The organism is Proteus faecis (genome assembly GCF_003144395.1).
GTDB lineage: Bacteria > Pseudomonadota > Gammaproteobacteria > Enterobacterales > Enterobacteriaceae > Proteus > Proteus faecis.
In genome coordinates this window covers 1-26843 of sequence record NZ_PENZ01000003.1, presented here as the reverse complement: position 1 = coordinate 26843, position 26843 = coordinate 1, and the positions used below count along the sequence as shown (strand labels likewise).

28 protein-coding genes and 1 pseudogene are annotated in these 26843 nt (G+C 37.5%); 11 read left to right on the top strand and 18 right to left on the bottom strand.

The features are described 5' to 3' along the window. Window positions 1-14: 14 nt before the first annotated feature. From tssA to DK858_RS00875, 7 genes are all read left to right on the top strand, one after another. Window positions 15-1634: a type VI secretion system protein TssA gene (tssA, locus tag DK858_RS00905; protein WP_109395824.1), complete on the top strand. Its 1620-nt coding sequence runs from the start codon at window positions 15-17 to the stop codon at window positions 1632-1634. 32 nt (window positions 1635-1666) lie between these two features. Beyond that, a complete protein-coding gene (gene tssF / locus DK858_RS00900; protein WP_109395823.1) occupies window positions 1667-3430 on the top strand; it encodes a type VI secretion system baseplate subunit TssF in 1764 nt (587 codons plus the stop codon). After that, on the top strand, window positions 3394-4491 hold the full coding sequence (gene tssG / locus DK858_RS00895) for a type VI secretion system baseplate subunit TssG (RefSeq protein WP_109395822.1): 1098 nt from the start codon (window positions 3394-3396) through the stop codon (window positions 4489-4491). Before tssF ends, tssG begins: the two co-directional genes overlap by 37 nt. Beyond that, entirely contained in the window at window positions 4466-5029 is a 564-nt protein-coding gene (gene tssJ, locus DK858_RS00890) for a type VI secretion system lipoprotein TssJ (RefSeq protein ID WP_109395821.1), read from the top strand. Before tssG ends, tssJ begins: the two co-directional genes overlap by 26 nt. 2 nt (window positions 5030-5031) lie before the next feature. Then, window positions 5032-5460 carry a type VI secretion system baseplate subunit TssE gene (gene tssE / locus DK858_RS00885; RefSeq protein ID WP_109395820.1) on the top strand — a complete coding sequence of 143 codons (429 nt, stop codon included), beginning with the start codon at window positions 5032-5034 and terminating at the stop codon, window positions 5458-5460. Between the two features lie 85 nt (window positions 5461-5545). Continuing rightward, the gene (locus DK858_RS00880; RefSeq protein ID WP_109395819.1) at window positions 5546-6922 is read left to right on the top strand and encodes a VasL domain-containing protein; all 1377 of its coding nucleotides are present in this window, start codon (window positions 5546-5548) and stop codon (window positions 6920-6922) included. Between the two features lie 399 nt (window positions 6923-7321). After that, window positions 7322-8059: an ankyrin repeat domain-containing protein gene (locus tag DK858_RS00875; RefSeq protein ID WP_194294818.1), complete on the top strand. Its 738-nt coding sequence runs from the start codon at window positions 7322-7324 to the stop codon at window positions 8057-8059. Window positions 8060-8203: 144 nt separating this feature from the next. Here DK858_RS00875 and DK858_RS00870 read toward each other — a convergent pair whose 3' ends face one another. Then, window positions 8204-8497, bottom strand: a complete 294-nt coding sequence (locus tag DK858_RS00870) for a helix-turn-helix domain-containing protein (RefSeq protein WP_109395818.1) — start codon at window positions 8495-8497, stop codon at window positions 8204-8206. Window positions 8498-9344: 847 nt separating this feature from the next. Between DK858_RS00870 and DK858_RS00865 the strand changes: the two genes are divergently transcribed. The 4 genes from DK858_RS00865 (at window position 9345) to DK858_RS00855 (ending at window position 12226) form a co-directional block, all read left to right on the top strand. Next, window positions 9345-9653, top strand: coding sequence for a helix-turn-helix domain-containing protein (locus DK858_RS00865; RefSeq protein ID WP_109395817.1), 309 nt, complete (start codon window positions 9345-9347; stop codon window positions 9651-9653). 823 nt (window positions 9654-10476) lie between these two features. After that, the gene (locus DK858_RS00860; protein ID WP_109395816.1) at window positions 10477-11703 is read left to right on the top strand and encodes a tyrosine-type recombinase/integrase; all 1227 of its coding nucleotides are present in this window, start codon (window positions 10477-10479) and stop codon (window positions 11701-11703) included. 207 nt (window positions 11704-11910) lie between these two features. Then, entirely contained in the window at window positions 11911-12072 is a 162-nt protein-coding gene (locus DK858_RS18465; protein WP_215534280.1) for a YnfU family zinc-binding protein, read from the top strand. Further along, a complete protein-coding gene (locus tag DK858_RS00855) occupies window positions 12038-12226 on the top strand; it encodes a DNA polymerase III subunit theta (RefSeq protein WP_323368232.1) in 189 nt (62 codons plus the stop codon). Before DK858_RS18465 ends, DK858_RS00855 begins: the two co-directional genes overlap by 35 nt. A gap of 79 nt (window positions 12227-12305) precedes the next feature. Here the strand turns inward: DK858_RS00855 and DK858_RS00850 are convergent, their stop codons facing one another. The 17 genes and pseudogenes from DK858_RS00850 to DK858_RS18215 form a co-directional block, all read right to left on the bottom strand. Beyond that, window positions 12306-13706 carry a phage tail fiber protein gene (locus DK858_RS00850; RefSeq protein ID WP_109395814.1) on the bottom strand — a complete coding sequence of 467 codons (1401 nt, stop codon included), beginning with the start codon at window positions 13704-13706 and terminating at the stop codon, window positions 12306-12308. Window positions 13707-13724: 18 nt separating this feature from the next. Next, window positions 13725-16961, bottom strand: a complete 3237-nt coding sequence (locus DK858_RS00845; RefSeq protein ID WP_162556653.1) for a phage tail tip fiber protein — start codon at window positions 16959-16961, stop codon at window positions 13725-13727. Further along, entirely contained in the window at window positions 16962-17360 is a 399-nt protein-coding gene (locus DK858_RS00840) for a DUF6950 family protein (protein WP_109395813.1), read from the bottom strand. A 54-nt stretch (window positions 17361-17414) separates the two neighbouring features. Further along, complete coding sequence (locus tag DK858_RS00835; RefSeq protein WP_075674152.1) at window positions 17415-17690, bottom strand: hypothetical protein; 276 nt, start codon at window positions 17688-17690, stop codon at window positions 17415-17417. A gap of 13 nt (window positions 17691-17703) precedes the next feature. Further along, the gene (locus tag DK858_RS00830) at window positions 17704-18285 is read right to left on the bottom strand and encodes a hypothetical protein (RefSeq protein WP_006533911.1); all 582 of its coding nucleotides are present in this window, start codon (window positions 18283-18285) and stop codon (window positions 17704-17706) included. Next, window positions 18282-18881, bottom strand: a complete 600-nt coding sequence (locus DK858_RS00825) for a hypothetical protein (protein WP_075674150.1) — start codon at window positions 18879-18881, stop codon at window positions 18282-18284. Before DK858_RS00825 ends, DK858_RS00830 begins: the two co-directional genes overlap by 4 nt. Continuing rightward, window positions 18882-22193: a phage tail tape measure protein gene (locus tag DK858_RS00820; RefSeq protein WP_194294817.1), complete on the bottom strand. Its 3312-nt coding sequence runs from the start codon at window positions 22191-22193 to the stop codon at window positions 18882-18884. Window positions 22194-22197: 4 nt separating this feature from the next. Continuing rightward, window positions 22198-22407, bottom strand: coding sequence for a tail assembly chaperone (locus DK858_RS00815; protein WP_109395812.1), 210 nt, complete (start codon window positions 22405-22407; stop codon window positions 22198-22200). A gap of 44 nt (window positions 22408-22451) precedes the next feature. Further along, window positions 22452-22802, bottom strand: a complete 351-nt coding sequence (locus tag DK858_RS00810; protein ID WP_036904969.1) for a phage tail protein — start codon at window positions 22800-22802, stop codon at window positions 22452-22454. Continuing rightward, window positions 22802-23275, bottom strand: a complete 474-nt coding sequence (locus DK858_RS00805) for a phage tail protein (protein WP_109395811.1) — start codon at window positions 23273-23275, stop codon at window positions 22802-22804. Before DK858_RS00805 ends, DK858_RS00810 begins: the two co-directional genes overlap by 1 nt. 11 nt (window positions 23276-23286) lie before the next feature. Next, window positions 23287-23688 (bottom strand): HK97-gp10 family putative phage morphogenesis protein, encoded by a 402-nt coding sequence (locus DK858_RS00800; RefSeq protein WP_194294819.1) that lies wholly within the window; start codon window positions 23686-23688, stop codon window positions 23287-23289. Then, window positions 23688-24077: a hypothetical protein gene (locus tag DK858_RS00795; protein WP_109395809.1), complete on the bottom strand. Its 390-nt coding sequence runs from the start codon at window positions 24075-24077 to the stop codon at window positions 23688-23690. Before DK858_RS00795 ends, DK858_RS00800 begins: the two co-directional genes overlap by 1 nt. Beyond that, window positions 24064-24390 carry a phage head closure protein gene (locus DK858_RS00790; RefSeq protein WP_109395808.1) on the bottom strand — a complete coding sequence of 109 codons (327 nt, stop codon included), beginning with the start codon at window positions 24388-24390 and terminating at the stop codon, window positions 24064-24066. The genes DK858_RS00795 and DK858_RS00790 overlap by 14 nt, the downstream gene beginning before the upstream one ends. A gap of 6 nt (window positions 24391-24396) precedes the next feature. After that, on the bottom strand, window positions 24397-24699 hold the full coding sequence (locus tag DK858_RS00785) for a head-tail connector protein (RefSeq protein ID WP_071425267.1): 303 nt from the start codon (window positions 24697-24699) through the stop codon (window positions 24397-24399). 88 nt (window positions 24700-24787) lie between these two features. Then, window positions 24788-26011 carry a phage major capsid protein gene (locus DK858_RS00780; protein WP_109395830.1) on the bottom strand — a complete coding sequence of 408 codons (1224 nt, stop codon included), beginning with the start codon at window positions 26009-26011 and terminating at the stop codon, window positions 24788-24790. Window positions 26012-26026: 15 nt separating this feature from the next. Continuing rightward, window positions 26027-26617: an HK97 family phage prohead protease gene (locus DK858_RS00775; protein ID WP_410110857.1), complete on the bottom strand. Its 591-nt coding sequence runs from the start codon at window positions 26615-26617 to the stop codon at window positions 26027-26029. Between the two features lie 12 nt (window positions 26618-26629). Then, window positions 26630-26830 (bottom strand): annotated as a pseudogene (locus DK858_RS18215) (HK97 family phage prohead protease); the annotation flags it as partial. Window positions 26831-26843 lie beyond the last annotated feature (13 nt).

The window sequence follows — 26843 nt, the reverse complement described above, 5'->3', positions numbered from 1 at the left end:
GAAATACGCTCACTATGTCCTTATTGGATACCTTAATCTCATCATGCTTTGCTGATGATACAAACAAAGTGCAACAACTTGCTCAACAACAAATCAATTTATGGGATCGTTGGCTATTACCCATTACGCCTAATCAACCTGTGGGTGATGATCCCAGCTATGAAGATGACTTTGAGCGCATGAAAGAAGAAGTTAATAAACTCTCTGGTGCCGATACGGAGCTTATTTGCTTACTTGCTGAAAATTTACTGCTCAATTCCTGCAAAGATGTGCGCGTTGTAACTTATTATATTTGGGCACGCTTGCACAAAGAAGGTGAACATGGACTTGCCGATTCTTTGGGGCTTTTGGCTGGATTGCTTATTCGCTATCACGACACATTATTACCGAGCCGAGCCACTAGTCGAAAATTTGCTTTAGAGTGGTTATCTGGGCAACGTGTTTTAGATAGTTTATCGCTTTATCCCGAGGTCGATCATAATGAATTTTCTCGTATTATCGCCTTATTAACCACCATTGAAACAGAGATTGAAACATGGAATGAAAATGAAAAACCACAATTTTCAGGATTATTTCAAGCACTCGAAAAACGCCTAGCTCAATCAGGCGGGACAAATTCATTAGTCCCACAAAACATTAGCCGGACTGACCCAACTTACAACAGTCCTACCTCTCCTTCAATTTCACAGAGCACACCAATAGAGACCATACAGTCGGGTCGTGAATTATTAGATCAATCAAAAATGCTCGCTAATTATCTACGTAATCAATCTAATGGTTGGTTAGCAGGACATAGATTAATGAAAGTGGTGAGATGGGATACAATTCATCAACTTCCGCCACAAGATCAGCAAGGTCGTACTCGTCTTTCACCACCAAGAACAGATGCAAGAGCACAACTTAAACGCCTCTATTTACAACAAAGTTGGGGGGAACTGGCGGAGCAAGCGGATAAGCTTTTTGCAGAAGGTGTTAACCATTTTTGGTTAGATGTGCAGTGGTATCTCTATCAAGCACTTAGTAAATCCCCTGCACCTTGGAATGCATGGTCTGATATTATAAAAAACGATTTAAAACAATTCCTTACTCGTCTTCCTGATTTAGAGAAACTCTCATGGGAAGATGGCACACCATTTGCCGATGAAGTCACATTAAGTTGGATAAAACAACAGGTTATGGAAGAAAATTTTGATGTCATGCAAGGATTATCAAATAATGTTTCTAATCAATCTGAAGATCAATCAATACTGGCATTAGAAACCGAAGCTATCACACAAGCTGATAATGAAGGTATAGACGTTGCATTAAAATGGCTACAACATCGCCCTGATATCAGCACTTCAAGACAAAAATGGTTATTAAACCTCATAATGGCACGAATAGCAGAACAATTTGCTCGCCACGATCTGGCATTAAATTTATTACGTGAACTCGATAAAAAAGCACTTTCTATGTCGTTAACACAATGGGAGCCCAACTATATTTTTGAAGTGAAAGCACGACAGCTTCATCTTTTCCGAGCCAAAATTCAACGTAACACCTCAGATAAGCCCCGTATAGAACAACAGATGGAACTGTTACTCAGTGAATTAACTGCAATCGATCCCGTTCGCTCTGCAATTTTATATTCCTAATCTTTTACTCGAAAAATCAAGGTATCAAATTAATGGATGATTTAACCCTTCGCTATTTTGATGCAGAAATGCGCTATCTTAGAGAAGCCGCAAAAGAGTTTGCGCAAGCACATCCCGATAGAGCGGCAATGCTCGACTTAGATAAAGCCGGCACACCCGATCCTTTTGTTGAGCGTTTATTTGAAGGTTTTGCTTTCTCTATGGGGCAATTAAGACAAAAAATTGATGATGATTTACCTGAGTTAACAGAAGGTCTTGTCAGTTTATTATGGCCTCACTATTTACAAACGATTCCATCATTATCCATTGTTGAATTAGCCCCTGACATTCAAAAAATGAAAATGACGGATAAAATATCTGCTCAATTTGAGGTTCTTTCCCGCCCTATTGGTCCTAAAAAAACGATTTGTCACTATCGAACAACACAAGATTTAACGCTTAATCCAATAAAAATTGCTGCTGTAAATTTAACGACCGAGCCAGATGGGCGTTCAGCTATTCGGTTAAAATTTAAATGCAGTGAAATAATTAATTGGTCTGAAGTAAGCCTTCATGCTCTCTCGTTTTATTTATCTGGCGATATTCCAACAACTAATGCACTGCATTTAGCATTAACTAAACAAGTTGCCAAAACTTATCTAAAGCTTCCTCAGTCAAAAGATAGAATAGCAATCCCTCTCTATTTTTCACCAGGAGGATTTAAGAATACAGACACTCTTTGGCCTAAAGGAGACACCACATTTAGTGGTTATCAATTATTACTCGAATATTTTTCTTTCCGTGAAAAGTTTATGTTTGTTTCACTTAATGGATTAGATGATATCCATTTTCCTGAAGAAACATCTGAATTTGAATTAGATATTGTTCTCAATACATTGTGGGATAACGCTCTTACATTAAATGAGGAAAATATACGTTTACATTGTGTCCCCGTTATCAACCTTTTTAATATAGAAGCCGATCCACTGACTGTTAATAGATTGGAAAGTGAATATTTATTACGACCTCGTCGTGTTCAAGATGGGCATACTGAAATCTATAGTGTTGATAGCGTATATGGTTCTCAACGTACAAATGAAGCAGTTTATGTACCCTTTACCAGCTTTCGTCATCGTGGTGGCATGTTACGGCATAATGCACCTGAACGTTATTATCACACCCGAGTGAAGCGTGGTGTTACGGGCCTTCATGATACTTGGCTTATACTAGGAGGGGAACAACAAGAGATTGATTTAGCAACTCAAACAGAAACCCTGTCATTACAACTTACTGGCACGAATGGGCAATTACCTCGCAAAGCACTGCAAAGTACCTTACTTGATAGAACAGAACAAACCTTACAGATCCCATTAACAGTATGTAATTTGTGCAAGCCAACACTTCCTCTTTATCCACCTTCAGAAGATCGCTTCCACTGGCGAGTGCTAAGCCATTTAGGTTCTAGCTTTCTTAACATGATGGATAATGCTGAAGTGCTACGAGGCACTCTCGCACTTTATGATTGGCGAGATGATGATATGAACCACAGAAAACTCGACGCCATTATTCATGTCGAACATCATTTAATTGAACGCTTTGAGAAAGGTTTTTTACAGCGAGGTATTGATATCGAAGTCACGATTGATAGCAATGGTTTTAATGGTGAAGGTGATATTCATTTATTTGGAGAAATGCTTAATCGTTTTTTTGCGCTTTATGCTGATGTTCATCTTTTTAATCAATTAACACTGATTATTTTGCCAACAGGAAAACGAATTCAATGGAAAGAAAGCCACAACCCACAGCTACCTCGCTGATTCAGGCTTTAGGCGATAAATTACCTTATGTAAATTTCTATCGCTTTTGCCAATTACTTGAAAAATCCAACCCCCAATTACCTGAATTAGGAAGTTCTCATGATCCGAAAACTGATCCTATTCGTTTTCGCCCACATCGTGGTATGGGGTTTCCTGCCACAGAGATCAAAGGAACTGATCCCCTAGACAAATATCGAAAAAGCACAATACCAAGCTTACATACTACTTTTTTGGGACTTTATGGTATTACATCACCACTACCAACATCTTACCTTGACGATATTGCACAATACCGTGATGGTACAGATTCACTCACTGACTTTTTAGATATTTTTAACCACCGTCTTACTACCCAATTTTATCGTATTTGGCGCAAATATTCTTATCCTGCGACTTTTGGAGAAGGAGGATCAGATAAAACATCGCAATATCTTTATGGCTTAATTGGTTTAGGTATTCCTGGTTGTGCTAATCATGTGCAATCACCTTTATCTCGCTTTTTAGCACTATTAGGGATCTTACGTTTACCAACACGTACAGCCGAAGGTATTAGTGCATTAGTAAAATTATTAGCACCATCAACAAAAGTCAGTATTGTACCTCATGATCCCCGAAGAATTGCACTCGACACTCCTACAATTATGTCGTGCTCACAACCTACAACATTAGAAAATAAACCCGTTTTAGGTCGTTATGCTATTGATGTAAATAGCCAAGTATTAATAAAACTACACACCGAAAACAAGGAAGAAGCAAAAGGTTGGTTACCTGATGGCAGCATTTATCAGGATTTTATGGCATTACTTCGTGTTTATTTGGGATCAAGAGTTAATGCACGACTACGTTTAACATTACCTAGACATTTATTACCTGATGCAACATTAAGTGCCTCTAAAAATCAAGGGGTACAATTAGGTAGAACCGCCGTTATGCGGCCTCACAGCCAGATTGAAAAAGCACGCCCAGCATCTTTTATCACCATTGGACTTGGTTTTTATCAATATCTAACACCCCGCACTCAACATTATAAAAGTGATGAATATGGCAATTATCAATTTTAAATCGCAAACATTCCTTTCTTCTGCCCGCCGATTAGCACTGCTATTTATTGTAATGTTTACAATTGCAGGTTGTGGTTTAACTCAAACCATCAGTGATGGTACGGTCTCTTTAACAAAATCTATTTTTTATAAACAAGTCAAAATATTGCATTTAGACTTTACCGCAAGAGAGGCACTTAATACTGATGATAATGGTTCATCACTTTCCGTCATTGTGCGAATATTTCAACTAAAATCAGCAGATACTTTTAATAATAGCGATTATCTTTCACTGTTTAATCAAAATAATGAGGTTTTAAAATCCTCTTTATTAGCACAAAAAGATTTACGTATTCGCCCTGGTGAATCTATTTCTCTCGATATGCCAATGGAAAAAGAAACTGAATTTGTCGCTATTGCTACAATGTTTCATACACCTGATGAAGCCAAAAACAACTGGCGAATTGTTATTCCGAAAAACGAACTCGATCCTGATAAAGCACGTAAAATTGTGCTTTCTGAAAACACACTAATATTACAACCTTTGGATAAAAAATAACGATGTCACAACCTTCACTCTATGAAATGCTAACGGGTTATTTTTCTGGGGGATTACCTGTTGACGCTATATCAGAAGAAGATCAGGTTATTCTTTCTATTATGGATAATATTCGTCGAATATTAAATTCACGAGCAGGAACATTAAAACATCTACCTGATTATGGTTTACCTGATATGAGCAAAATAATTCAAGGACTACCAGGAAGTTCACATAAAGTAATGTCTATATTATCAACAACATTACTAAAATATGAACCAAGAATAAAATCAGTCACACTAAGTATATTACCTGAAAATGAATTTGGAAAATTGTGTTATTCTTTAGATATTGAATTACATGAAAGAGGGCTTATACATTATGGTACTGAGTTCTCACCTGATGGAAGAATATTTCTTCATCATTTAAAAAAACAATCTTATTTATCATAATGTTATTTCTTGCTACTTATTTTTAATTTTCTTTATTTAGATTTGTTTTTATCTTATTAAGATCATCAGTTACCTTGAGGAAAATATGAATTCTTACTTAGATTCACTTTCAATTGGAGGTGATCCTCGTGTATTTAATCAATTTATTGCTATTAAAGAAGAACTTGATAAACGTTTTCATCCAGCTCGCCCAGATATTAATTGGCAATATGTCCATGAATTGTGTATTTCTTTATTTAATCAAAATGGTGTCGATCTTCAAACTGCATCTTGGTTTGTTGTATGTCGCCAGAATCAAGCTGGGCTTGATGGTTTAAATGAAGGACTTTATCTTACTCATAAAATATTGACCCAACATTGGCAAACCTTATGGCCAGTACAAACACATACGCGTATCAATATTCTTTCGTCCTTAAGTCAACAGTTAGTCTCTGGTATTCGTGGAACGACTTTTGTTTATTCTGACCTGCCGATCCTTTATCAAATTGAAGAATTATTAAAAAGTATCAATCATCATCTTCAAATATTAGAAATTAAACATCTTGTTCAATTTGATTATCTAGAGAACTTAATTATTGCTCAAGCTAGACAATTAGAAAATGCAGACACATTAGATAGTAATTTTAATTCTCCCGAATTATCTACTATTGCCAATAAAGAAGATGAGATCTCACCTCAAATTATCGATACGACTTTATCTACATCCCTTAATGCCAATGAAAGTAATACGTCACCCAAAACCTATATATCCTCATCCATTTCATTACAAACCCCCATAAAAAAGACATGTCGGCAGGAGCTATGGCGAGGTATTTTAATTGGCACTCTAACCAGTAGTTTATTATTTTTTATCCTATTTTATTTTTGGTTATCTGAATTAAAAAATAACAATCTAACAGATGCTTTCCCCTACATTCCAACCATTAATGCCCACGCAGGCTCTCTTATTGAACAACAAACTGTAAATGGTAAAAATATAACAAAGACGCTCAATTCCGAACAAATTGATGTGATCAAAAAACGTTTAGATGAACTCACATTACTTTCTCCCACATGGGCACAGAGTTATGGGCTTGAAGTCATCAACTATTTAAACGAGCAGTATGAAGATAATCCAGAGCTTTTAGCATTTACACAGTTTTGGAAAAACAATCTAAAAATAAATGCCACCACGGATGAACAACTCAATCAATGGTCTAAAGGTATGACTGAACTTGATGGATTAAGCCAAAGATTAGATAGCTTTGATGGTAATCCTAAAAATTACATCACAGGCTCTGAATTAAAATCTATTATTTTCAAAGCTCGCCAACATTTCAATCAAGCCAAACCTTTAGAAGAAGAATTACGCTTACTTGAGAAACAACCAACACAAAATTCAATTTCAGACTATGAATACCAAAAAATAGATAATCATTTTAAACAACTATTGAATCGATATTCATTATTACGTTCTAAATAAGTAACAATATGTTCTTGATAAGTAGTTTAATACTTATTGGTATTATTAGTTTATTTAGTAGCTGTATTACATTTTTACTTTATGGTAGTTCTACTTTTGTTACCCTCACAGATTTAATTAGAAATAAAACACAGCAAAAATGAATATATAAAAAATCAAAAGTAAATATTAAACGTTAAAAGCAAAAAAATTATTACATTCAAAAAAATAAGTAAAATTACGTATATTTGATTGCGAAACAAACAAATTAGTTAATAAGATTTATCCTTATTACAAATACGTATTAATAAAACACACCCTACTTACATTTTGTTTCAATTAACAACACTAATAAATATTAAATTTTAATAAACTAATTAAAATTAGATTTGTTAATCGTTTATATTTTAAGGTGTTTAAATGAATATAAAAAAATTTGTTATTTCATTGGCATTAATTTCTTTTAACGCACAAGCATTGATTATTAATGAAAATAATCCACCCGAGTATCAATCTTTTAAATCAAATTATTCTGATATGATTGAGTTGGCTAATAAATCGCGTTTACCACATCGGGTATTCTATACTTCACCAAGTACAGGCAAAAATGCACTATGGTTTGATGCTGTTAAACACGGTGATTTAAATGAAGTAAAAAAGATGCTGGCCAATGGTCAAAACATTGAAGCAAAAGACACAGGAAGCTTAGAGCAAACAGCCCTGGGATGGGCTGCGTTTATTGGTGATGAAGAGATGGTTGATTATCTCATCTCTCAAGGTGCGAACCTTTGGGCTACGGATAAAGACGATGTTTATAATGTTTTTAAATCAGCCGTATTAGGAAATAATGTCAATGTGGTAAAAAAGATCCACGACCTAATGAGAAGTGATATTGAACTCAATAATCAAAGAGTAGAAAATGATGGTGAAACATTTATTATGATTGCCGCCAGTAATAATCGTCTTAATACTGTAAAATACCTTATTTCTCAAGGTGCTGATGTTAATCTTATTACGACGACTCAAGATAAGTCATTATTTTCTTATAACCACAGCGCGTTAAGTTATGCTTGTCAAAATAATCTTGAAGATATGCAGAAACTATTGATTAAAAATGGTGCCATAAATCATATAACAGGTACAACATCCTGCTATTAAATATAAAAAAGTCATCCTATAATAAGATGGCTTTTGTGCTATTAGTTATTGGATTTTGAGAAATAGAATTTTAATTAATACAACTAAAAAATGATCAATATATTTATTAAAACTCAATATCAAAAAGTAATGTACTAATGTTTTTTAAATTACTTTTTTCTTTCTAAATATAACTATTTCACTCGGTTGATTTACCGAGTTCTTATCCTCAAATACCATAAAGTCTGTTTCCTTAGCTTCTAAAATAAGACTTTGAGGTGTAACACCAAGTATATAAGAAATAGTAACCAGCTGATCTACGGTTATTTTTATATGCCCATCTTCTAATTGAGAATAATGTAGCATTGTCATTCCCAACCTCTCAGACATTTCATTTTCTGTTATCTTTAATTGTTTTCTTATCATTTTTATTCTATTCCCAACTCTGGTATTAATCATCCCTTTATTCCCCTTCGTTCATTATATCATTAGATGATTACATCGATAAATTACCGAATTATAGTTTATAAATTATCAAACCATAAACTGAAAATACTTAACCATTAGCTAGTGAATAATCGTAACATTACTTATATTCACTAATTTTGTTAATAAGGTTATTCCGATATTTTAAATTTAAAATAATTTACATTTCTATATGTTATTTTAATCTTTATCATATTTAGAGTAACACTATAGTATTAAATATCGAGTTTATAATCAATAAATATCAGTGAATTAGTTAATTTTTAGTTATAATTTTATAGAAAAAGAGAAAGTTATTTTAAATAAAAAATATAAAAAGCTAAGAAAAACAACTAAAAAATAATTTTATTTTTTCAAAAAACACATCAAAATATAAATAAGATAATTTATATTGATTAATTACCCCCCCATTTTCAATGATCAAATTTAGACTATTTTAGTATTATATTATTTATTTTTATAACTTTATATTTTATTTAGAATGAAAAGATAATTATTAAAAAACAACTATAAAAATACTCTTAATAATCTCAATTGGTTTTATTTAAAACCCCAAAATGCAATAAAATATTTTATTGCCTATATAATATCAAATAATCTTAAATCATTTTTAATTAACACTTTTGTTACATTATTAAACAGCGAAAAAATTATTAAATATTAATGTAATTTATCTAATTATTTGATTTAAGTAAAACTGCTTAAAACTGTTAATAAATAACATTTAATAGCCAACACCTATTGATAATCGCCATTTGATCGTTTATATCGATCTTGAGATTTTTTTACGTTATTATTTAAAAAAATAGGAGATATAGATATGAGTGAACTTAACACTATTGTTGGCCAACGAATAAAACAGAAAAGAAAGCAACTAAAACTAACTGGAATTGAAATGGGGCGACGCCTTGGTATCAGCCAGCAACATTATTCTCGCTTAGAAAATGGGCATATAAAAATAACCGTAGATCAGCTGATTACAATCTCCTTAATACTTGGTGTATCACCACAAAGTTTATTACTTACCACTGAAATAATGTCACCAATGATTAATGCATGGACAGAAAAAACATTATACTCAAGTGATGTCATTGTATTGAGAAATAAAAAAAGGCGTCATCTGAAATAAGAAAATATAAAAAATTATAGTTTTAAATTTAACTTAATTTCACAGAAAGAAAATATATACAACATATTGAATTTATTAGATTTGTTGTTTTTTAATAAGGTAAATAAAATTATAACCTTAAGGACAAGATTGTTTTTTATACTAATACACCGATTAAAATAAGAATACGTCATTACAAAATCAATCGTTTGATTAATTACTTGATTTACAACATAAAACCCACAAAATATTAACAGTGATTATTTATTAATCTACACTCTCTTATTTACACCTATAAAATACCAATCTAAAAATACCATAGTGTTTTTTCATTAATTAATATTTTATTTAACCATGTAATTAAATAAACCACTATTTTTCTAGCTCTGATATGGCTGTAATTGGATAAATTACTATTAATAATAATTTGGATTATTTATAGAAATATAAATGAAAGAATTTAATAGTGAAATGCTTATTTGATAGAAACAAGATAATAGTTTATAGCTTGATAAAATGCACTCATTTAACAGAACATGCACGTAATTTTGATGACATTTTTAATGATATACAAAAACGTCCCACTTAAGAAAAGTAGAGAATTTAAAATAAGTGTAAGCTATTGATTTGAAATGGTACGCCCTACAGGATTCGAACCTGTGACCTACGGCTTAGAAGGGCGTTATATACTGATTTCATTGAGTTTTATATAATTTCATGAGATTTCATCTTTTTGATTTACAAGGATTTATATACCTTGCATGATTTCAGCTAGTTTCATATCATTTCTTCGTTACTTGACCCGTTACTTGACCCGCAAACAACCCGTAAATGGAAATTAGTTATGGCTAGCGTATTACTGACTGATAGTAAAATACGAGGACTGAAACCAAAGAAATCTGCGTATTATACTTGGCAAGCATCAGCGACTAGAGGCACTGGACGCCTTGGTGTAAAAACATATCCATCTGGAAGAAAAGTTTTCGTCTACCGCTACTTCAAAGATGGAAAAGAGAAATTTATATCGCTTGGTGATTACCCTAATTTATCACTAGCAGATGCTGCAGTAAAATCCGTAGCAGCTGCTACCGAATCATCATCCCCAGAGAGAATAAAATATGAACACGCCACAGTAAAACAGCTTTTTGATGATTACATTGAAGATCAAAAACGACAAAGCAAGCGTTCATATGATAAAACTCAAAACAGACTAAATCAGGTTCTAGATAGTAAGCATATTGATGCCTCTATGCCTGCAAAAGATGTGACTCCAGATCATATAAAAAGAATACTTTCTGAGTTTATCTCCCGAGGTGCTTTGGCAGGTTCGAACAAAGTAAGAGCAAATCTACATGCGGTATTCAACTTCGGTTTGTTTGCCGATAATGATCCAGCAAAAATAAACGAGCGCGTTATTTATGGATTGGAACGAAATCCTGTCACTGTGGTTCCTAGACAAAAAGGTGCAGATAAAGCGTTAGATAGATTTTTATCATGGGATGAGTTGAAGCTATTATTAGAGCTATTCAATAAGCCCACCATCGAATGCCCTATTAACTCAGATTATGCGCGTCTATTTCTATTTTGCGTTTATTCCGCAGGACAAAGGCCATGGGAAATTCTGGCCAATACTCGCGACAATTGGGATAAAAAGAACAATACATTAACGGTTCCACCTCATATTTCAAAAACAGGCGATTATCATGTCATTCCACTGGTACAGCCTGCTATTGATATTCTTAATATCCAAGAACTATTGTATCCAACATCAAATTATCTTTTCCCTGCTGATACTAAAGAAAGACACTTGCTAACGTCTGAATACGCTAAACAATTAAATAAATTTTGTAAGAAAAATGAGTTTGAGAAATTTACACCTAGAGATGTTAGAAGAACATTCAAAACATTGGCTGGAGAAATGGGAATAAGTTCTGAGTTAAGGGATATGGTGCAAAACCACAAAAGACCAGGAGTTTCTCAAAAGCATTATGATAGATATGATTATTTAAGAGAAAAACGAGAAACGCTTGATACATGGTGTGAAAAACTATCGTCTCTAAAAGAAGCATAGTATTTATATATCATTTAAATTCCTTATTGTCGGATAGATGTAACCCACAATAAGGAATGCTAAAAATGAGAATGGCTCTATATGCCTGTCATTGTCATAGAAATCAGTTATCAACATTGAACTCTACAAATAAAAGAACAAAAATTGAGCATTTTAGTACAAAGTAACGTACACTGAATCACGATATCCCTATAATGGGTGAAAGATATGAAAGCTTTTAATGTGATAAGAATGTTTCAAGACGCACTAGTAGAAGTTACCTGCCCAAGTTGTTCTTATGTTGCCAAACAAAACAAACATAAACTTAAGAAAAACCTAATCTTATTGTGTCCGAATTGCGGTTACATGTTTTATTTCAATAAAATATAAAACTAAACTCAATATGCCAGTTGTTGCCGTAGACGTTGAACGACAACAACCAGCACATTTGCGCGAGTATTTTAATGAACGATTAGCGTTTTATCGTGAGAGAAGCAAGAAACTGCCAGATGGTAATTCAGTGCAGTATTTGAAAACGGAGTAGCGCCGATGCTCGATGGAACCGACCGAGTTATATAATCAATCAGTTATCAATTTCTGGTGCGCTATTGGTGTCCTGATTATTAAAGTAATACGTCATTCTTACCTAACCCAAATTTCTCTTTCATCTCCTCTTCCTTTTGTCTGCGTTCCTCTTCCACTTTCTGCACCTCTTCCATCTCACGCATTCTCACGTTATAGATTGATTGCTCTGGCATCTGTACACGGACAGAAATAAAGCGACCATCAGGGATATCAATTGGGTCGCCGTCTTTGTAATCATCAATATCATTACGGGCGAATTTAGGTGCGTTAGGGTGAGTACGGTGATAGGTTTTAACGAGAATAGAACCGTCCTCCATAACTTTAGAGTCTACCCATATCAACGGCTGTTTATTAACATCGAGTGGAATTTCAATACCACCATCGACACCGCCCCATCCTGCGTCAGCGTTAAAACCCAGCACACCTTCAATAAGATATTCACCCTGCGCTACTCGAGTAACAGTTGCACCTTCTGATTCGTCATTAGTGGTAAATGTGCCGTCAGGATTGATGTTGATAATTGGGGAGGCTTTTTTGATAAAACCTTGCGGGTCTGTGGTTGTATTTTTGCTTGTCCAAACATGATATTGAGATACTTTTCCATTCATATTCCAATGCGCATAAAATGTATAGTCGTTAAATGTGAATGCCCCCCAGTGCGACTTGCCAGAGTAAAAACCCAGCATGCCGATGCCCCACATCAAATCACCACCACCGTAGGAGCGAATAAGTTGAGTATTATCTATATTACTTAATGGATTGGTGGTATCAACTAATGTTGGCTCTCTATTGCCAATGCCATAATCGCCCGAAACTAATAGTGTCCCCCCTTTTCTTTCAGGAAAGCGAACAGAATACCCAGCACCATCATAACTACAGTAAAAACCAAACGGATCACCTGTGTTGGCTCTTAAAAGACCAAAGTATGTCTTGGAATTATTTCCATCAAAGCTATATATGCCTGAATGTGAAATAACTTGTCCTTTGAATATCTGTGATTCTTTGCTTGCTAAATCAGCTTTTTTACTAATATCCCCCTGCATCTTTTTAATACTATCTAGCGTAACAATCTCACCATTTGGCATCTCAATTTTTGTCTGGCCAGTCTGAGTCATCCACGTATTCATCGCATCAAGAAAATATTGCGTGTATGCATTTATGGCAACCATGGTTCTAGCTGCATCACTATTATTATCTGGCTCAGTAATATGAATTGAGAATGTGCTATTAGTTACTGTGGCTAATGCAGGCTGTGCTAATACTAATTCAGTATCAGAATTAACGGATTTAATCATATACGGAATATTCGTGTTTCCCGATTTAATTAAAATAGTCATTCCGATATTAATAGCGGGATTATTATTTTTAAATTTAGTGCCAGTTCCGCGGACAATAGCAGACCCTGACACTGTGTTAACAGTGCCTGTTGTGTATATCATGATTATGAATTCCTAATATTATTTTTTCGATATTAAAACTACAGCTGGTCCAATCGTTTGTGAAATATCAACAAATTCTATAGTGGCCGTCTCATTTGCTAATAGTTCAGTACTGTTCATTCCTGTTATTGGGATATGTAACCTCCTTTCACCCCATTTATTTTCATATATATGACTCTCAAGATAGACTCTAGCCACAATGAATTTACCTCTAGGAGTACTTACAACAACCTGACTAGAATAATTGCTATCCATTTGATATTTGTTATAAGTAATAACAATCCCTGAAATAATTCTATTGAAATATTCAGGTTCAATCGTGATTTTTTGATTAGGTTCTATTAATACCGTTTTTACAACATCCCCCTTAATATTATTGACAGTTAATGTCCCTTTTATTTCACAATTTTCAGCAATTACAACATTTTCTAGCCTCCCTGAGGTTGCATTAACCTCCCCTCTGATTTTTATATTCTGAAATTCAGCAAACCCATTTTTATTAATTATCCAGCTCGGTCTCCCATTTAAATAATTATTAGATTGAATAACATTCCCTATTTTTGCATTGGTAATCGAGCCATCTTCAATAAATAAATCTCGAATAAACAACTGCCCATTTTTGGCATACATGAATAATTCCATCTTGCCATTTGCAGGGTTATACCAAGCAAAGTTATTGGCGTTATAGCCTATAAAACTTTCAAGCTTCCCGTTCTTAACCTGAGCACTAATTACTTGCCCTGCTGCATTGTATTTCACGTTGTTATGAACAATCGTGATATTGATTGAATGAGTAACAACACCGTCACCAGATTGATTGAATGTGGCTTGCATCTTCTCCTGAATCATACCTTCTTGTTTATCAAACTTAGCTTGAACTTGTGTTTTATTTTCGGCAAAAGCCTTGTTTGTGTTAGAGATGGCAGTAGAGTTTGAAATGATATCGGCTTGAGCTTTATCTATTTCCGTGCGAATTTCAGTAAGTCGCTGACCAAAAGCTTCATCTAGTTTGGTAATTGACGTTTGAGTTTCTTTAATTGCAGACGTGTTATCACCAACCGCGGAGTAAATTTCTTTAACTTCCTGTGCCCAGGCTTCTTCTTGAGTTACGTTAGCCTGCCATAGCTCACTAATGCCGGCTTGAGATTCAGCATGTTTTATTAGCAACTGCCTGAAATTACGATGACTTGCGTTACTTAAAATAATTGCGGTCTCAGCATTCCAATCAAGCTTATTATCCAGCTCTTTAAACGCATCCGTTTCTCTAACCGTGTTATCTAAATCATCAAATATGTCGTCTGGCAATGAAACTGGAATACCTGAAGCTTCTACAAATGCAGATTTACCATAACTATTGATCGTTCGAATGTAGAAATAGTAAGTGTGGCCAGCTTTTAAATTCTCTTGCGTCCAGAAATTTCCTTGGCCAACTTTGTTTGTTTTGGTGATCACCTCATTTTCAAAAAGATTGGCGAGTTTCTTTTCGCTAAACCAAAACTCAAAGGTATAACCAAACACAGCGCTATCCCCCTGTTTAGGAGATGCCGTTAAGCTGAACATACCCGGAGTTATTTCAACACCAATCGGTGCAGGCGGTGCCTGAATAGCAAAATCACTGATAGCCGGTGCAGACATAGCGCCAGCAACATTGATCGCTCTCACCTCGACACGATAAGTACCTCGAGTTAAACCGTTAATATCGACACGCTCACCTGGTACCTGAATAGACTGTATAACCTTGCCATTCTGGAGAATATTGACCGTGTTATAGCGAATATCTGACGCCACGTTCTGCCATGAAATATATCCCTGAACAATATCGGTGACAGCAAGAGGAACAAAGGCTAGGTTGATAGGTGCTGGTACGCCACCAGTGGGTAATTTAGTGAATGGAGGTCTAATAAAGGGTTTACTGGCTAAGTCTTCATAGATATAAGGTCCATCTTCTTCAAGAGTAATTTCTACCCCCTCTGATGGATGAAATTTCCAATCGGCAATACGGAATTCTAAATCACTGATCCCCAATGAAGGTAATTCGAGTTTGACAACATCACCAGGGCGATAAGCATAACCATCTAAGTTCATGCGTAACTGAATGCGACGACCAGCTCGTTTTTTGCGTAAATAGAGATTAGCTAGTCTATTAGCTTGGTATGGACTAGTTACAAAGCGGTAGTCCATATTTTCTTTAATTTCTAAGCCATCTTCTTCTATCCATTCATCAATAACCACTGGCTCAAAATCGGTTTTGTTATACTGTTGTTCTGCGTCAACAAAAGTGCCATAAATCGCATTAGTTGCATCACGTAATGAAAGTTCGGGGGTCACTGTCACTGTATCGATAATTTGTGACTCATCAATCGTCAGTAGTGCTGGCCCGTTATACACCTGCATTAAAATGCCGTGCTTACCTGCAATATAGGTCGGCTCACCAGCAATGCATTTATGCATCATCTCTAATACAGAGGCAGGACTTTCTTCAAGTTCATAAGCGCCATTTAAGGTGTATCTAGGCTCACTTTTTCCATCTGGCGTTTGTACGGTTTCATCACAAATATCTGCTGCACTTTTAAATGCATCCCAATCAATATCGGAGTCTGGAACACCTAAGTAATGGCGATAGTAATCTAATATGACCAAGGCACCATTATTGGACCACGCTATTTTTTCGGTGCGGGGATCGTAAATTTCTTTTCCCCATAGTTCACTTTTAACGTTAGGAACACCATAAGGGAATTTTTCTTGATCAAAGCGTAATGTTAAGCGTAACCATGCAAGCCCTCGACCAATCATATCCTCTTTCCATGAAGGGGCATGTTTTAATAGGTATGGATCCGCCTCAGTTCTACTGTTATGAAATTCGTATTGTGCGTTGTCGCCTAAATCTTCAATTTTGTCATCATTGAAATAAATTTGACCTAATTTATGAATAGGGTGGGATGCTATGGCTAATGCCATGTAGAGTTCTTCATTTTCGTCTTGTTCACCTTCCTCTTCTTCAGCAAAGAAAAGTAAACCTGACATCATTGTTTTACCTACAACCACCGTTTCTGGTGCTGATGCTGAACGTAGCATCTGTTTACGTTCGGACTGATCCCGATAACCTGAGCCAGGTACTTTATCTTTAAAGATAAACGCACTTGCTGCCTGAACAGCGATACCGGCTACAATTAATGCGGTACCCAAACCACCTGTGGCAATAACCCCTGCTATCATTAAGCCAGCAGAGACAACGCTTGTGACTGTCTTACCCATTTATTGTACTCTCCATGCTTTAATTGGTTTATTGCTCACCGCACGAACGCCATCTGTTGAAACAGCCCATAGTTTACCCGCCCACAAAACACCTAATGTATTTCCTTCATCCCCTTCAAACATCACAATGTCACCACGCCCTGCTTCGTTTGTTGGAACTTCATCAAAAAAACGGCTCACAGCGCCGTCCAATGTCCCAAACTCTTTTTGTAATACTCTGAATGCACCTGTCTTTGTTTTGTAGCGCCCGCGAATGTTTTCACAAGGATCAAAATTACAAACAGCAATGACGCAATCAGAGGCAAACAAACAGCAATCATGTTCACCCCATACAAAAGGGCGATTTATGGCATTCTTTAAAGTTTCAGGTAGGCGAGTAGTCCATTGTGGGTGTCTCATGGTTTTCTCCAGACAATAAAAAACCCGCCGAAGCGGGTTGACGAAAAAGTGTATTTAATTACTTTTTATTTCTAGTTTTTTAATTAAACGCTTTTTATATTCTTCTAGGTTTTTTATTTCACAGTCAATTTTTTTACTGCTTTCTTCTAAATATTCTTTTGAGTACTGCTGTAATTCTTCAACTGTTTCTACTCGTCCTCCTTTTAAGTTTTCTATTTCTTCATTAGTATATTTAGGGCATCCCTCATACCATTCCTTATTGGAGTCAAAAGAATAAGTTGAAGCAGAAAAGCAGAATAATAACGTTGCCGTAATAAATATATTTTTCATAGCAAACCTTTAATCATTTATAAATAAACGCAGGTGCATTTTTCTTGCTACCCCAATAAATAGCCCGATCAGCCATCTGCGCCACATAACGGAATATCCTATCGCCCTTTTTACGTTTAGACCATGATTCATCAGTAAATCTGTCAGGTAAACCATAAGACCAGCGTTCGAAACGGTTTGAAACAGTGACTGCTATTTCATTTTCTTCACCTGTTGTCACACCAATTGTGGATATTTGTCCTGCAAATAAAACTTCAGCAAGCGCAGGTTTACCTTCTTCATTTAATGCAACTAACATCAATTGTGCATTTCGCCCACGAACTCGCTCATTCATCACCTCGCCAATTAATGAAGAATCGAAGCCTGAGAGTTTCATGATAAGCTGTTGTGGGCTAGTGGTCATATTTTCTCCCACAGACTCAATTGCACCAAACTGGCCAACACCTTGGTAAATTTCACCTGCAATAATGATATTACCCACACCGGTATGTGCACGCACCACACCTGATTTAAGATCTAAACGAGAGGCAACAACTAAATAATATCCCTCATTAATTGCCTTAACCATATCATTACTAAAGGGATGATATTTCATGTTAATGCTTCCTCGAATGACAAAGAAGTGCTAGTAAGTATGCCCGGTTTACGTTGGAAATTACCCTGATCGTTACTAGTTAGTTTAAAAATACCGTATGGCGCTTCATTTTCTATCAAATCATTTACCGCCGGTGCATAACGTAATATAGGGGCAATAGGGATTGTTGCGTTTCCTTGTGCATCACTAATCACATTAGCCGTCACTCGCTTTAGTTCATCATTTACCGTGATATAATCACCAATGCGTAAAACAATGCTATTGGGTAACCAGTCTTTACTTTCTAATAATTTTCCAGATTGATTGGGTTGGCTAACTTTAGGTTTACCGCGTTGAGTTAAACCAGAACGCGCCCAATCACTAATTTTCACTCGACCACTTTCACCATCTAACTCGGCAACAAACGCCTCTAAAACCCTTGCTTGCTCATCGGTCAAATTATTAAATGACATACTGCAACGCCAACGCGAGCCGGGAAAGCGTACTGTCTGCACACTCCCCGTAAAAGTTGATGTAAAGGTTTTACTGTTACTCACGAGTTGCCAGCTTAATGAGGCTGGCACGATGGATTGTGGCCACGATAATATCGTTGCCATTTATCGTAGGTTCCTTCTTAATGTTCCATTGGTTTGAAAGTCTCGCATAATGTCAGATTTGGCTTTTGATGCACCTTGTTCTGCTCCCATTCTTGCTGCTTCCTGTATAGCTTGATAAAGCGCTTCATCACCATTACCTGTTACATGAAATGTTTGATGAATAATGGTATCGCCTGACGCAACAGAGTTGCTTCCGGTTGCTCTAACGCCTAAAGATCCATCAGGTCCACGTTTTAAAGGCATGATCGCCTCGCTTCCAGCTTCCCCCATCAAGCCAAGATTAGGCGTACCACCTTTTGCAAAGGCAAATAATGTCGGTGAACTAACCACCTGGTTGCTATATTGGCTGAGGCTTGGTGAGCTGTAAACATCCCCTTTGGCGTTCGCTTTTACACCCACCTTACCCGCTTTAGCGCCACTTGCTGCACCGCTACTGCCACCAGCAAAACCGCCCATTAATCCCGTCAATGCATTGGTAATTTGAGCTTGAATTGCAATACGAATAAGATCAGAAATAATTGAACTGGCTAATGATGAAGAAAATTCTTTAATGCCCTCTGAAAAGGACTTCGTTCCCATCAACATGCCTGTCATTGCATTAGCGGTTCGTTGTTCAACAGCATCAACTAAATTCATTTGCATACGTTGCCACATACCCTGTGAGGCATACAGCTCTTTGCTTGATTGATATTGTGCTTCTTTTGACTTATTTGTAGCCGCAATAACTAACTGTTCATAACGTTCTTTGCTAACTAAACCATCTTCATAGTAAGCCTGATAAAGCGCCTTTTGTTCTTCCAGTTGGTTTCTGAGTTGAATAACGGGATCTATTTCGCCAAGAATGCTGATATTAGGGAGAGAAATGCCTTTTGCTTGCTCTGATAAACGATATTTTGTCGTATCTTGTGCCATTTGGCGCCGTGCATATTGGTATTCTTTTTCAGTCAACAATTGCTGTTCAAAGAGTGATTTAAGCTCTTTTGTCATCTCTTGTTCATTTCGGATGGATGCGCGCATAGGAGAGTATTTTTCCGCTAACTCTGCACGCTGTTTCATATGATTTTCAGCATTGAGTGTTTTTAATCGCTCATACTCTTCCTGCTTCATACCACCGGCTTTTAAGTTTTCTTGGAGCTTGCGCATTGTTTCCGATTCGCTTAATGATATGCGCTCCAAGCTCGTTGCATGCTCTTGTTCTATTTGCATACGTAATTGATGATATTGGCTAACTTTTTGTGTAGAACCTTTATTGCTTTCTAAATCATTACCACCGCCACTACCACTACCATCCCCTACTGGTTTATCTTCCTTAGTCGGTTGGCTAAAAACGCCTGTTTTTAATGCACTCTCTCGATTTGCAATTTTTTGCTTCCGAATTTCAATTTCTTTATCTATATCCTCGATTTCGCTTAATACTTTTCTTCGTCCTTTTGCAAACTCTTCAGAGTCTTTTCCCCAAAGGCTAACTGCGACATAACCAAACCAACTGCCATTTTTTATCGAAGACATTTCGCCTTCGCGTTTTTCTGAATAAGTAGCCTGCTCTCCATATAGACGCTTCTTTTCTGCCTCGAGTAAGGAAAGCTCTTCTTTAATTTCATCAAGTTGAACTTCTATTTTCACCCTAGAAAGACGCTGAAGTTCAGTAATAGTCTCGACCACAGCCCCTTTCATCCCTTCTATTTTCAACTTAGCTTCATCAGCTCTAGTTGCAAAATAATAAATGGCTGAACCCGCTAAAGCCAACACACCAACTGGCCCACCTAAGGCAGAAACAACACTTCGGAGTCCTAAGCTAGATGCTCGTAATGCCCTTTGGCTATATGAAAGTCGATTATTAGCTGCTGTAAGTTGATCGGTATATTTGGATCTTAACGCTAATGCTTCCGCTTCCTGTCTAACTAGTCGATTACGTTCACTAGCCAATCCTTGCATCTGTAAACCATGCCGATTCATTATGGCGCTCTGTTGAGTCAATGCCTGACCTTGCTGAGCTAGTTTATTAATGGTGGCATCAGCTGAAGCAATCCCTCTTCTGGCGGTTTCAGCCTGTTGCTTAGCATTACTTCTGACTGCTGCTTCATTTTTCACCCATTCTTTGGTTTGCTCTTGAAGCCCTCTAGTCATTCTGGCACCAATGACAGGTAAAACAGCGTAAGTTGCAATGTTAGCTAAAGTTGAGAAGTTATTATTTAGTGCATTTACAGCGGAAGTAACATTTTGCACCCCTGTTCGTAAAGGACCATCGGCACTGGTACCAACTTTAATCGCCAATCCCTCAAACGACCTTTCCATTACCTCCAAGTCAGCATTTAGATTTTGTGCCCTTTTCCCTGCTTGCTCATACGCTGTTTCGGTATCAGTAAGCGCCTTAGTTAAATCAACTAGCTGATCCCGATTTTTAACTAAAATGGTGCCTGCGCTGACATTGGCGCGACCAAATATCTTTGTCGATGCAGTAGTGGAATAGTTTTTCTTGTCGAGGTTTTCTAATGCCGTGGCCAAACCCACAACAGATGGACGCAAGTTTTTATCTGCTGAACGTTCTAATGCTAAAAAGACATTACGCAACATTGTTCCTGCCGTTTCAGCCTTAATCCCTTTTCCTGCTAAAACTTGGATTGAAGCATTAAGTTGCTCAAATGAAACACCGGCTTGAGAAGCAACGGTACCACTTTTCACAATGGCTTGGGCTGTTTCGTTTATTTCAGATGCACCATATTTCGCACCTGCTGCTAACACATTAATGTAACGCTCAGATGAGACAGCGGACTCACCAAACTGATTAAGACTTAAGGTAAGAGATTTCGCCGCATCGGCTAACTCAATACCTGAAGCTTGTGCCAAGGTAATCGATTTAGCCGTTACATCTTCTAAGGCTCCCGCTGTCTGCAGTAATGACGGTTTTGCTGACGCAATAAGTTTCATGGCATCCGCAACTTTTATCGCGCCAAATTCTGTTGTTCGCCCCAGCTCTTGAGAGGCAATACTGTACTCTTTCATGCGCTCAATAGACGCACCCGTAATCGCACTCAGATCAGAAATTGCCTGACTATACTTACGAGAAATATTTAAAATGCTACCAATAGATAAACTCACTCCACCTAACATCGCCAGTCGTCCTGCAACATTCGTCACTTGATGACTGATTGAATAAAAACCATCTGCAACCGCTTTTGTTTCACGCTTTGCTTTATTAGAAAAACGTTCTGTTTCACGCCCTGCATGGTTTAATGCGCCTGTAATATTGCTTCTAAAACTGGCGTCATTCAGCAATAGCCCAACCCGTAAATCGGCTAAATTAGTGGCCATAATATTATCTTCCTATCATTTTCATTACGTCAGAACATTGCTGTTCAACAGATTTAGAGGTGCTTGTTGGTTGATGTGCGCTTTCAGGAGAGGGAGGTATATCTGATGGTGGTATTACACCTGGTTTTTCTGATTTGAGCGCAAAATAAGCCTGCCAACCCAGTAATGTATTGGCAGGCAAATTGAGAACGCGATAGGGATCAATTTCACCCAACTCTTCAGAAAGTTGATAAGCAAAATAGAGTAATGGGCTATCCGTTAGTTTTTTTTTGCCTCGTCTAACGTGCCAATGGAGTGTTGCTTCACGACGTTAATCGCTTCGATGAGGATCGCGTTATCATGGACGTTAACCAATTCTTCTGGTTTGGGTAGTAACGATTTACTTATCGGTTTACCTTCATCATCAACCAAGCAATTCAGCAACATACCTACGTTACGTAATGATGCCTCACGTAATTTGCCATGTTGATTTAATTCAGAAACCTCAAGTTCCAAATTCATCAACTCGTTAGCCGTCATACGACGAATGTTTACCTTTACTCCACATAGAATATCGACTTCGATAATTTGAGGTTTCGCTGTAAGTAAAGAGGCTTTTAATCCTTTCATTAACCCTGTTCTCCTGTTGATGTTGCAGAAGAAGTTCCCCATACAAGGTTATTTTGTTTTCCTTTTACGGTGATCTGGATGGCTTCATTAGCAGGCGCTGAGATGTCATTTAATTCCCAGCCTGATAATGAAAGGACCATCGTTGCGGTACGTTTATTAGGAAGTTCGCAGTAAAACTGCACCGTTTCACGCTTTTCTGCTGCATTCAAGAACGCAACAAAGTTTTCATTTTCTGGATCATCAATGAAGCCTAACGACTTTTCAGGTCCTTCAGGTAAATCAGAAATAAATTGTTTGTTTTTATCGATGAGTGTCGTGACGTCAACAAAGCTCCCTGATTGTCCTGTGGCACCTAATGCCTTACAGTTAACCAGTGGCTTCATTTGTTCAACGGTATCACCCGCTTTACCAAATTTCACAATAGTGCCTGCGGGAAGCATGGCGTATTCTGGCGATGTTTTTTGATCTGCCATTATTTTTACTCCTAAGTATATAAAGAAAGGGCATGGCGAATATGCTCAGTTAAGGTATTGAGCACCGCACGTTGGTTGTAATCGAGGGCTGGACGAATAAAAGGACGGGCAACTTGTTTGATGGTGCCAAACTCTTGGGCACGCGCTTTCATATAATGAGGTTTTGTCGGTCCTACGGTGACCATGACAGCCCCATTCGTGTTTTTTACTCGTGTCGTTTTGATGGTGATATTGTCTCGCATATGAGGCTCAGTGCTTTTCGCATCAAACCCTGCATGGGCTTCCATATCCTCTTTCACGACTTGCATGGCTTCTCGCCCTGCTTCACGTAATATCTTGGTTTTTAACTCAACTTCTAATTGCTGTAATTTTCGCCCTAATTCATCCAACCCTGTCACGCTAAGGTTGGTTATCACGTTGCATCCTCAGGGTAGGTGATAATAAAATCACGATAAATACGGTAAATTTTACGGTTCTCCGTTTGCTCAATCATGTCCTGCAGAAAATTGCCTCGCTGAACAGTTTGGACGGGGTAGTTGCCAATATAACCATGTTGGATGGACTCCCACTCACGACAGAGAGTCGATTCCAGTTTTAAGGCTTTTGGATAGTCATCAGGTATTTGGATAACGATTTGAAAACGGGCTTGAACCAGTGATGTACGGGCTAATCCAGAGTCTATCTTTGGATCACTAATCCGTTGATAGATGACCCCTTCTAATTTATCGGAGGGGAGTTTTAACGGATAAGCTAACAACCCCGTAATACGCTCCAGATCAGCTTTAATATCAACTTCTATCATGTTGTATATTCGCCTCCGTGGTAATAATGGTTCTATCTGACTGGTTGCGATCAACAGCGCGTACAGTAAATAGTCGCCCTTGATATCCCACCAGCCACCCCATATCAACATCAAAACGAGGGCGAATAGTGAAATGATAGGTCTCAATTACCTGATCTTGGTCAGCCGTGCGAATTTTACGGTTCGACATTGATTCGGCTTTAGCCCATACCTCTGCGACTTTTTTTGAAACGACTTTTTCACTCCCTAAATCATCACGTTCGTTGACGTAGTGGGAAAGAAAAATACGTTTATTGAGTTTACCGGCTTTCATCATTCCTCACAGATTAATATGACGATAGGGATCGAGCAGTAATTTAAATCCTGCTGGTAATATGGCTGTTTCTCTATTTTCATAGAAATTACCAACGGCCAGCATAAGCGCTAATTCAATATCATCAGTGATTAATAAACCGTCAGGATCTTCCTCTGGTATATTTTCTTCATAAAGATGTCGATTGATATATCCTTCAGCTCGTTGTTTTGCCGCCATCAGATAAGTTTTTAGCAGTTCATCTTCGAAGGTATTATCTTCATCTAGCCGGCATTGTTGCTTTAATTTTTCCAGTGTGGGTAGTGGCATAAATCCCCCAATACCTGCGACCATCTAGATCGCAGGCACAAAAAAACCGCAATTAAGCGGTACTTGATTGATTCAGTGTTATTTAAAACTATTTTGTCGCGCTTTTACCCACCAGCGCTTTAATGGCAGAAGTATCTTCAAGTACGCAATCAAAACGATGGAAAGCTAAGAATGCGGTCTGGTCAAACTCTGCATAACGCTCAACTAAACGCTTCAGAGTCATGTAGGTCACACGACGTAAAATGAATCGGTCAAAGTCACCGCAGAAGATGAATTTTTTACCGGCTTCCATTTTGTCGATAGCCTGATCAACAACATATTGCATACCTAAAATTTGAGCAGGTGCGACACCCGAAATAGACGGAAGCCATAAAGGGCGTTTTTGCGCATCTTCCATTAACTTTAGGTTTTTCAACGTATCATCATTAAAAGCAAGACGGAATTTAGGGCTATTACGGTACGCAGGATCAATCGCATGTTCTAACTCGGTAATATCTTTCCAACTTAATGAGGCGCCGGCTACATCAACCGTATTTGTCACTGAGGTTTCTAAACCTAATGGCTGTACAGGTGATCCTTTTCCAGTGCCTTTAATCAAGTATTTAGCTTCACCACGACCAATGCGCTGAGCAATACGCGAAGCCAAATAGGCTTGAATATCTACACCACTGTCTTGCAATAATTCATTGGAAACGCGGATAATTTTCGATGTTAACTTTTTAGCTCCTAAAATGGCGGTGCTAAACTCAACATCTTGTTCACCTGCTGCGGTGTTTTCGCCTAACAATTCCCCTTCTTCATCAGTGCCATCGGATGTTGACCAGGTAATATCTTGACCGTTTGACGTTGGTAAGATTTGAGCCACACTTGCAATACCGCCATAGGCTTTCATTTGATCAACAATTTTATTCAACATCTGAGTCGGAACGGTATAGCCACCTTTCTCATCGGGCGAAGTACCCTGTGCACGAAGTTCTTTGACCGCTTGGCGCTCTTCTGCAGTGAGTTCACCAAAACCACAGCGCAGGAAGCGGTCAAACGCTTGATTGCGACGCTCTGCTTGCTCTGTTTCAGGGTTATTCGGTTGTTGACCACGCTGTTCTTTCTCTTTGTCATCAACCAAATCTTGATCTAATGAGCGTAGTTGCTCTTCACGCTGAATCTGAGCATCTAAATTTTCAAGTTCAGTTTGCGCTTTATTCCATTGAGTGCGTTGCTCTTCAGTCATCACACCATCACCCACTTTTTCGTGAATGGCGCGCATATCAATCGCGATAGTGTTACGTTTTTGTTTTAATTCATGAAGCTTCATAGTCATAGTATTACCTTATGCATTGAGTAAAGTCATAAGACGCTCACGCGCCAATTTTTGATTAATTGCTTTTTGGAGATCGCCACTGTCTCTGGCTTCTTTCCATGCATTCATTGAACGAACCGCAGAATCTGCATCTTGATACGCTGGGTAAGTAACCGGGCTGACATCATAGAGTCGAGAAAATCGTGTTATTTCACGAATAACGACACCTTCATCATCTTGGTACCAGTCTTCACCATCCCGCGCGACACGAAAGGCAAAAGAACTTTGATTGATATCGCCACGTTGCATCGGTGCTAACACTAAATCACGAATGGTTTGTGTATCAGGTGCCGTAATATCGTAAACAAGCCCACGTTCATTGACGCTAAGCGACAAGGTTCCTGCGGTTGTTCGCCCTAAAATATAATTTGGATCGTGATTAAATAACCCGCGAACATCATCATTGAGTACATCATCAAACGCCCCTGGTTTAATAATTTCACGAAATCCATAAATCAGTTCAGATCGGGAGTCGAAGACAGAGCCTAAACCCACGATATGTGTCGGTNCACGTTCATTGACGCTAAGCGACAAGGTTCCTGCGGTTGTTCGCCCTAAAATATAATTTGGATCGTGATTAAATAACCCGCGCACATCATCATTGAGTACATCATCAAACGCCCCTGGTTTAATAATTTCACGAAATCCATAAATCAGTTCGGACCGGGAGTCGAAGACAGAGCCTAAACCCACGATATGTGTCGGCTTATTTTCCTCTCCCGCCTCTGCCCGAACCTCACCGACATAACATCGTGTTTCTTTTTCACTGCTCATCGTTATCCCCTTT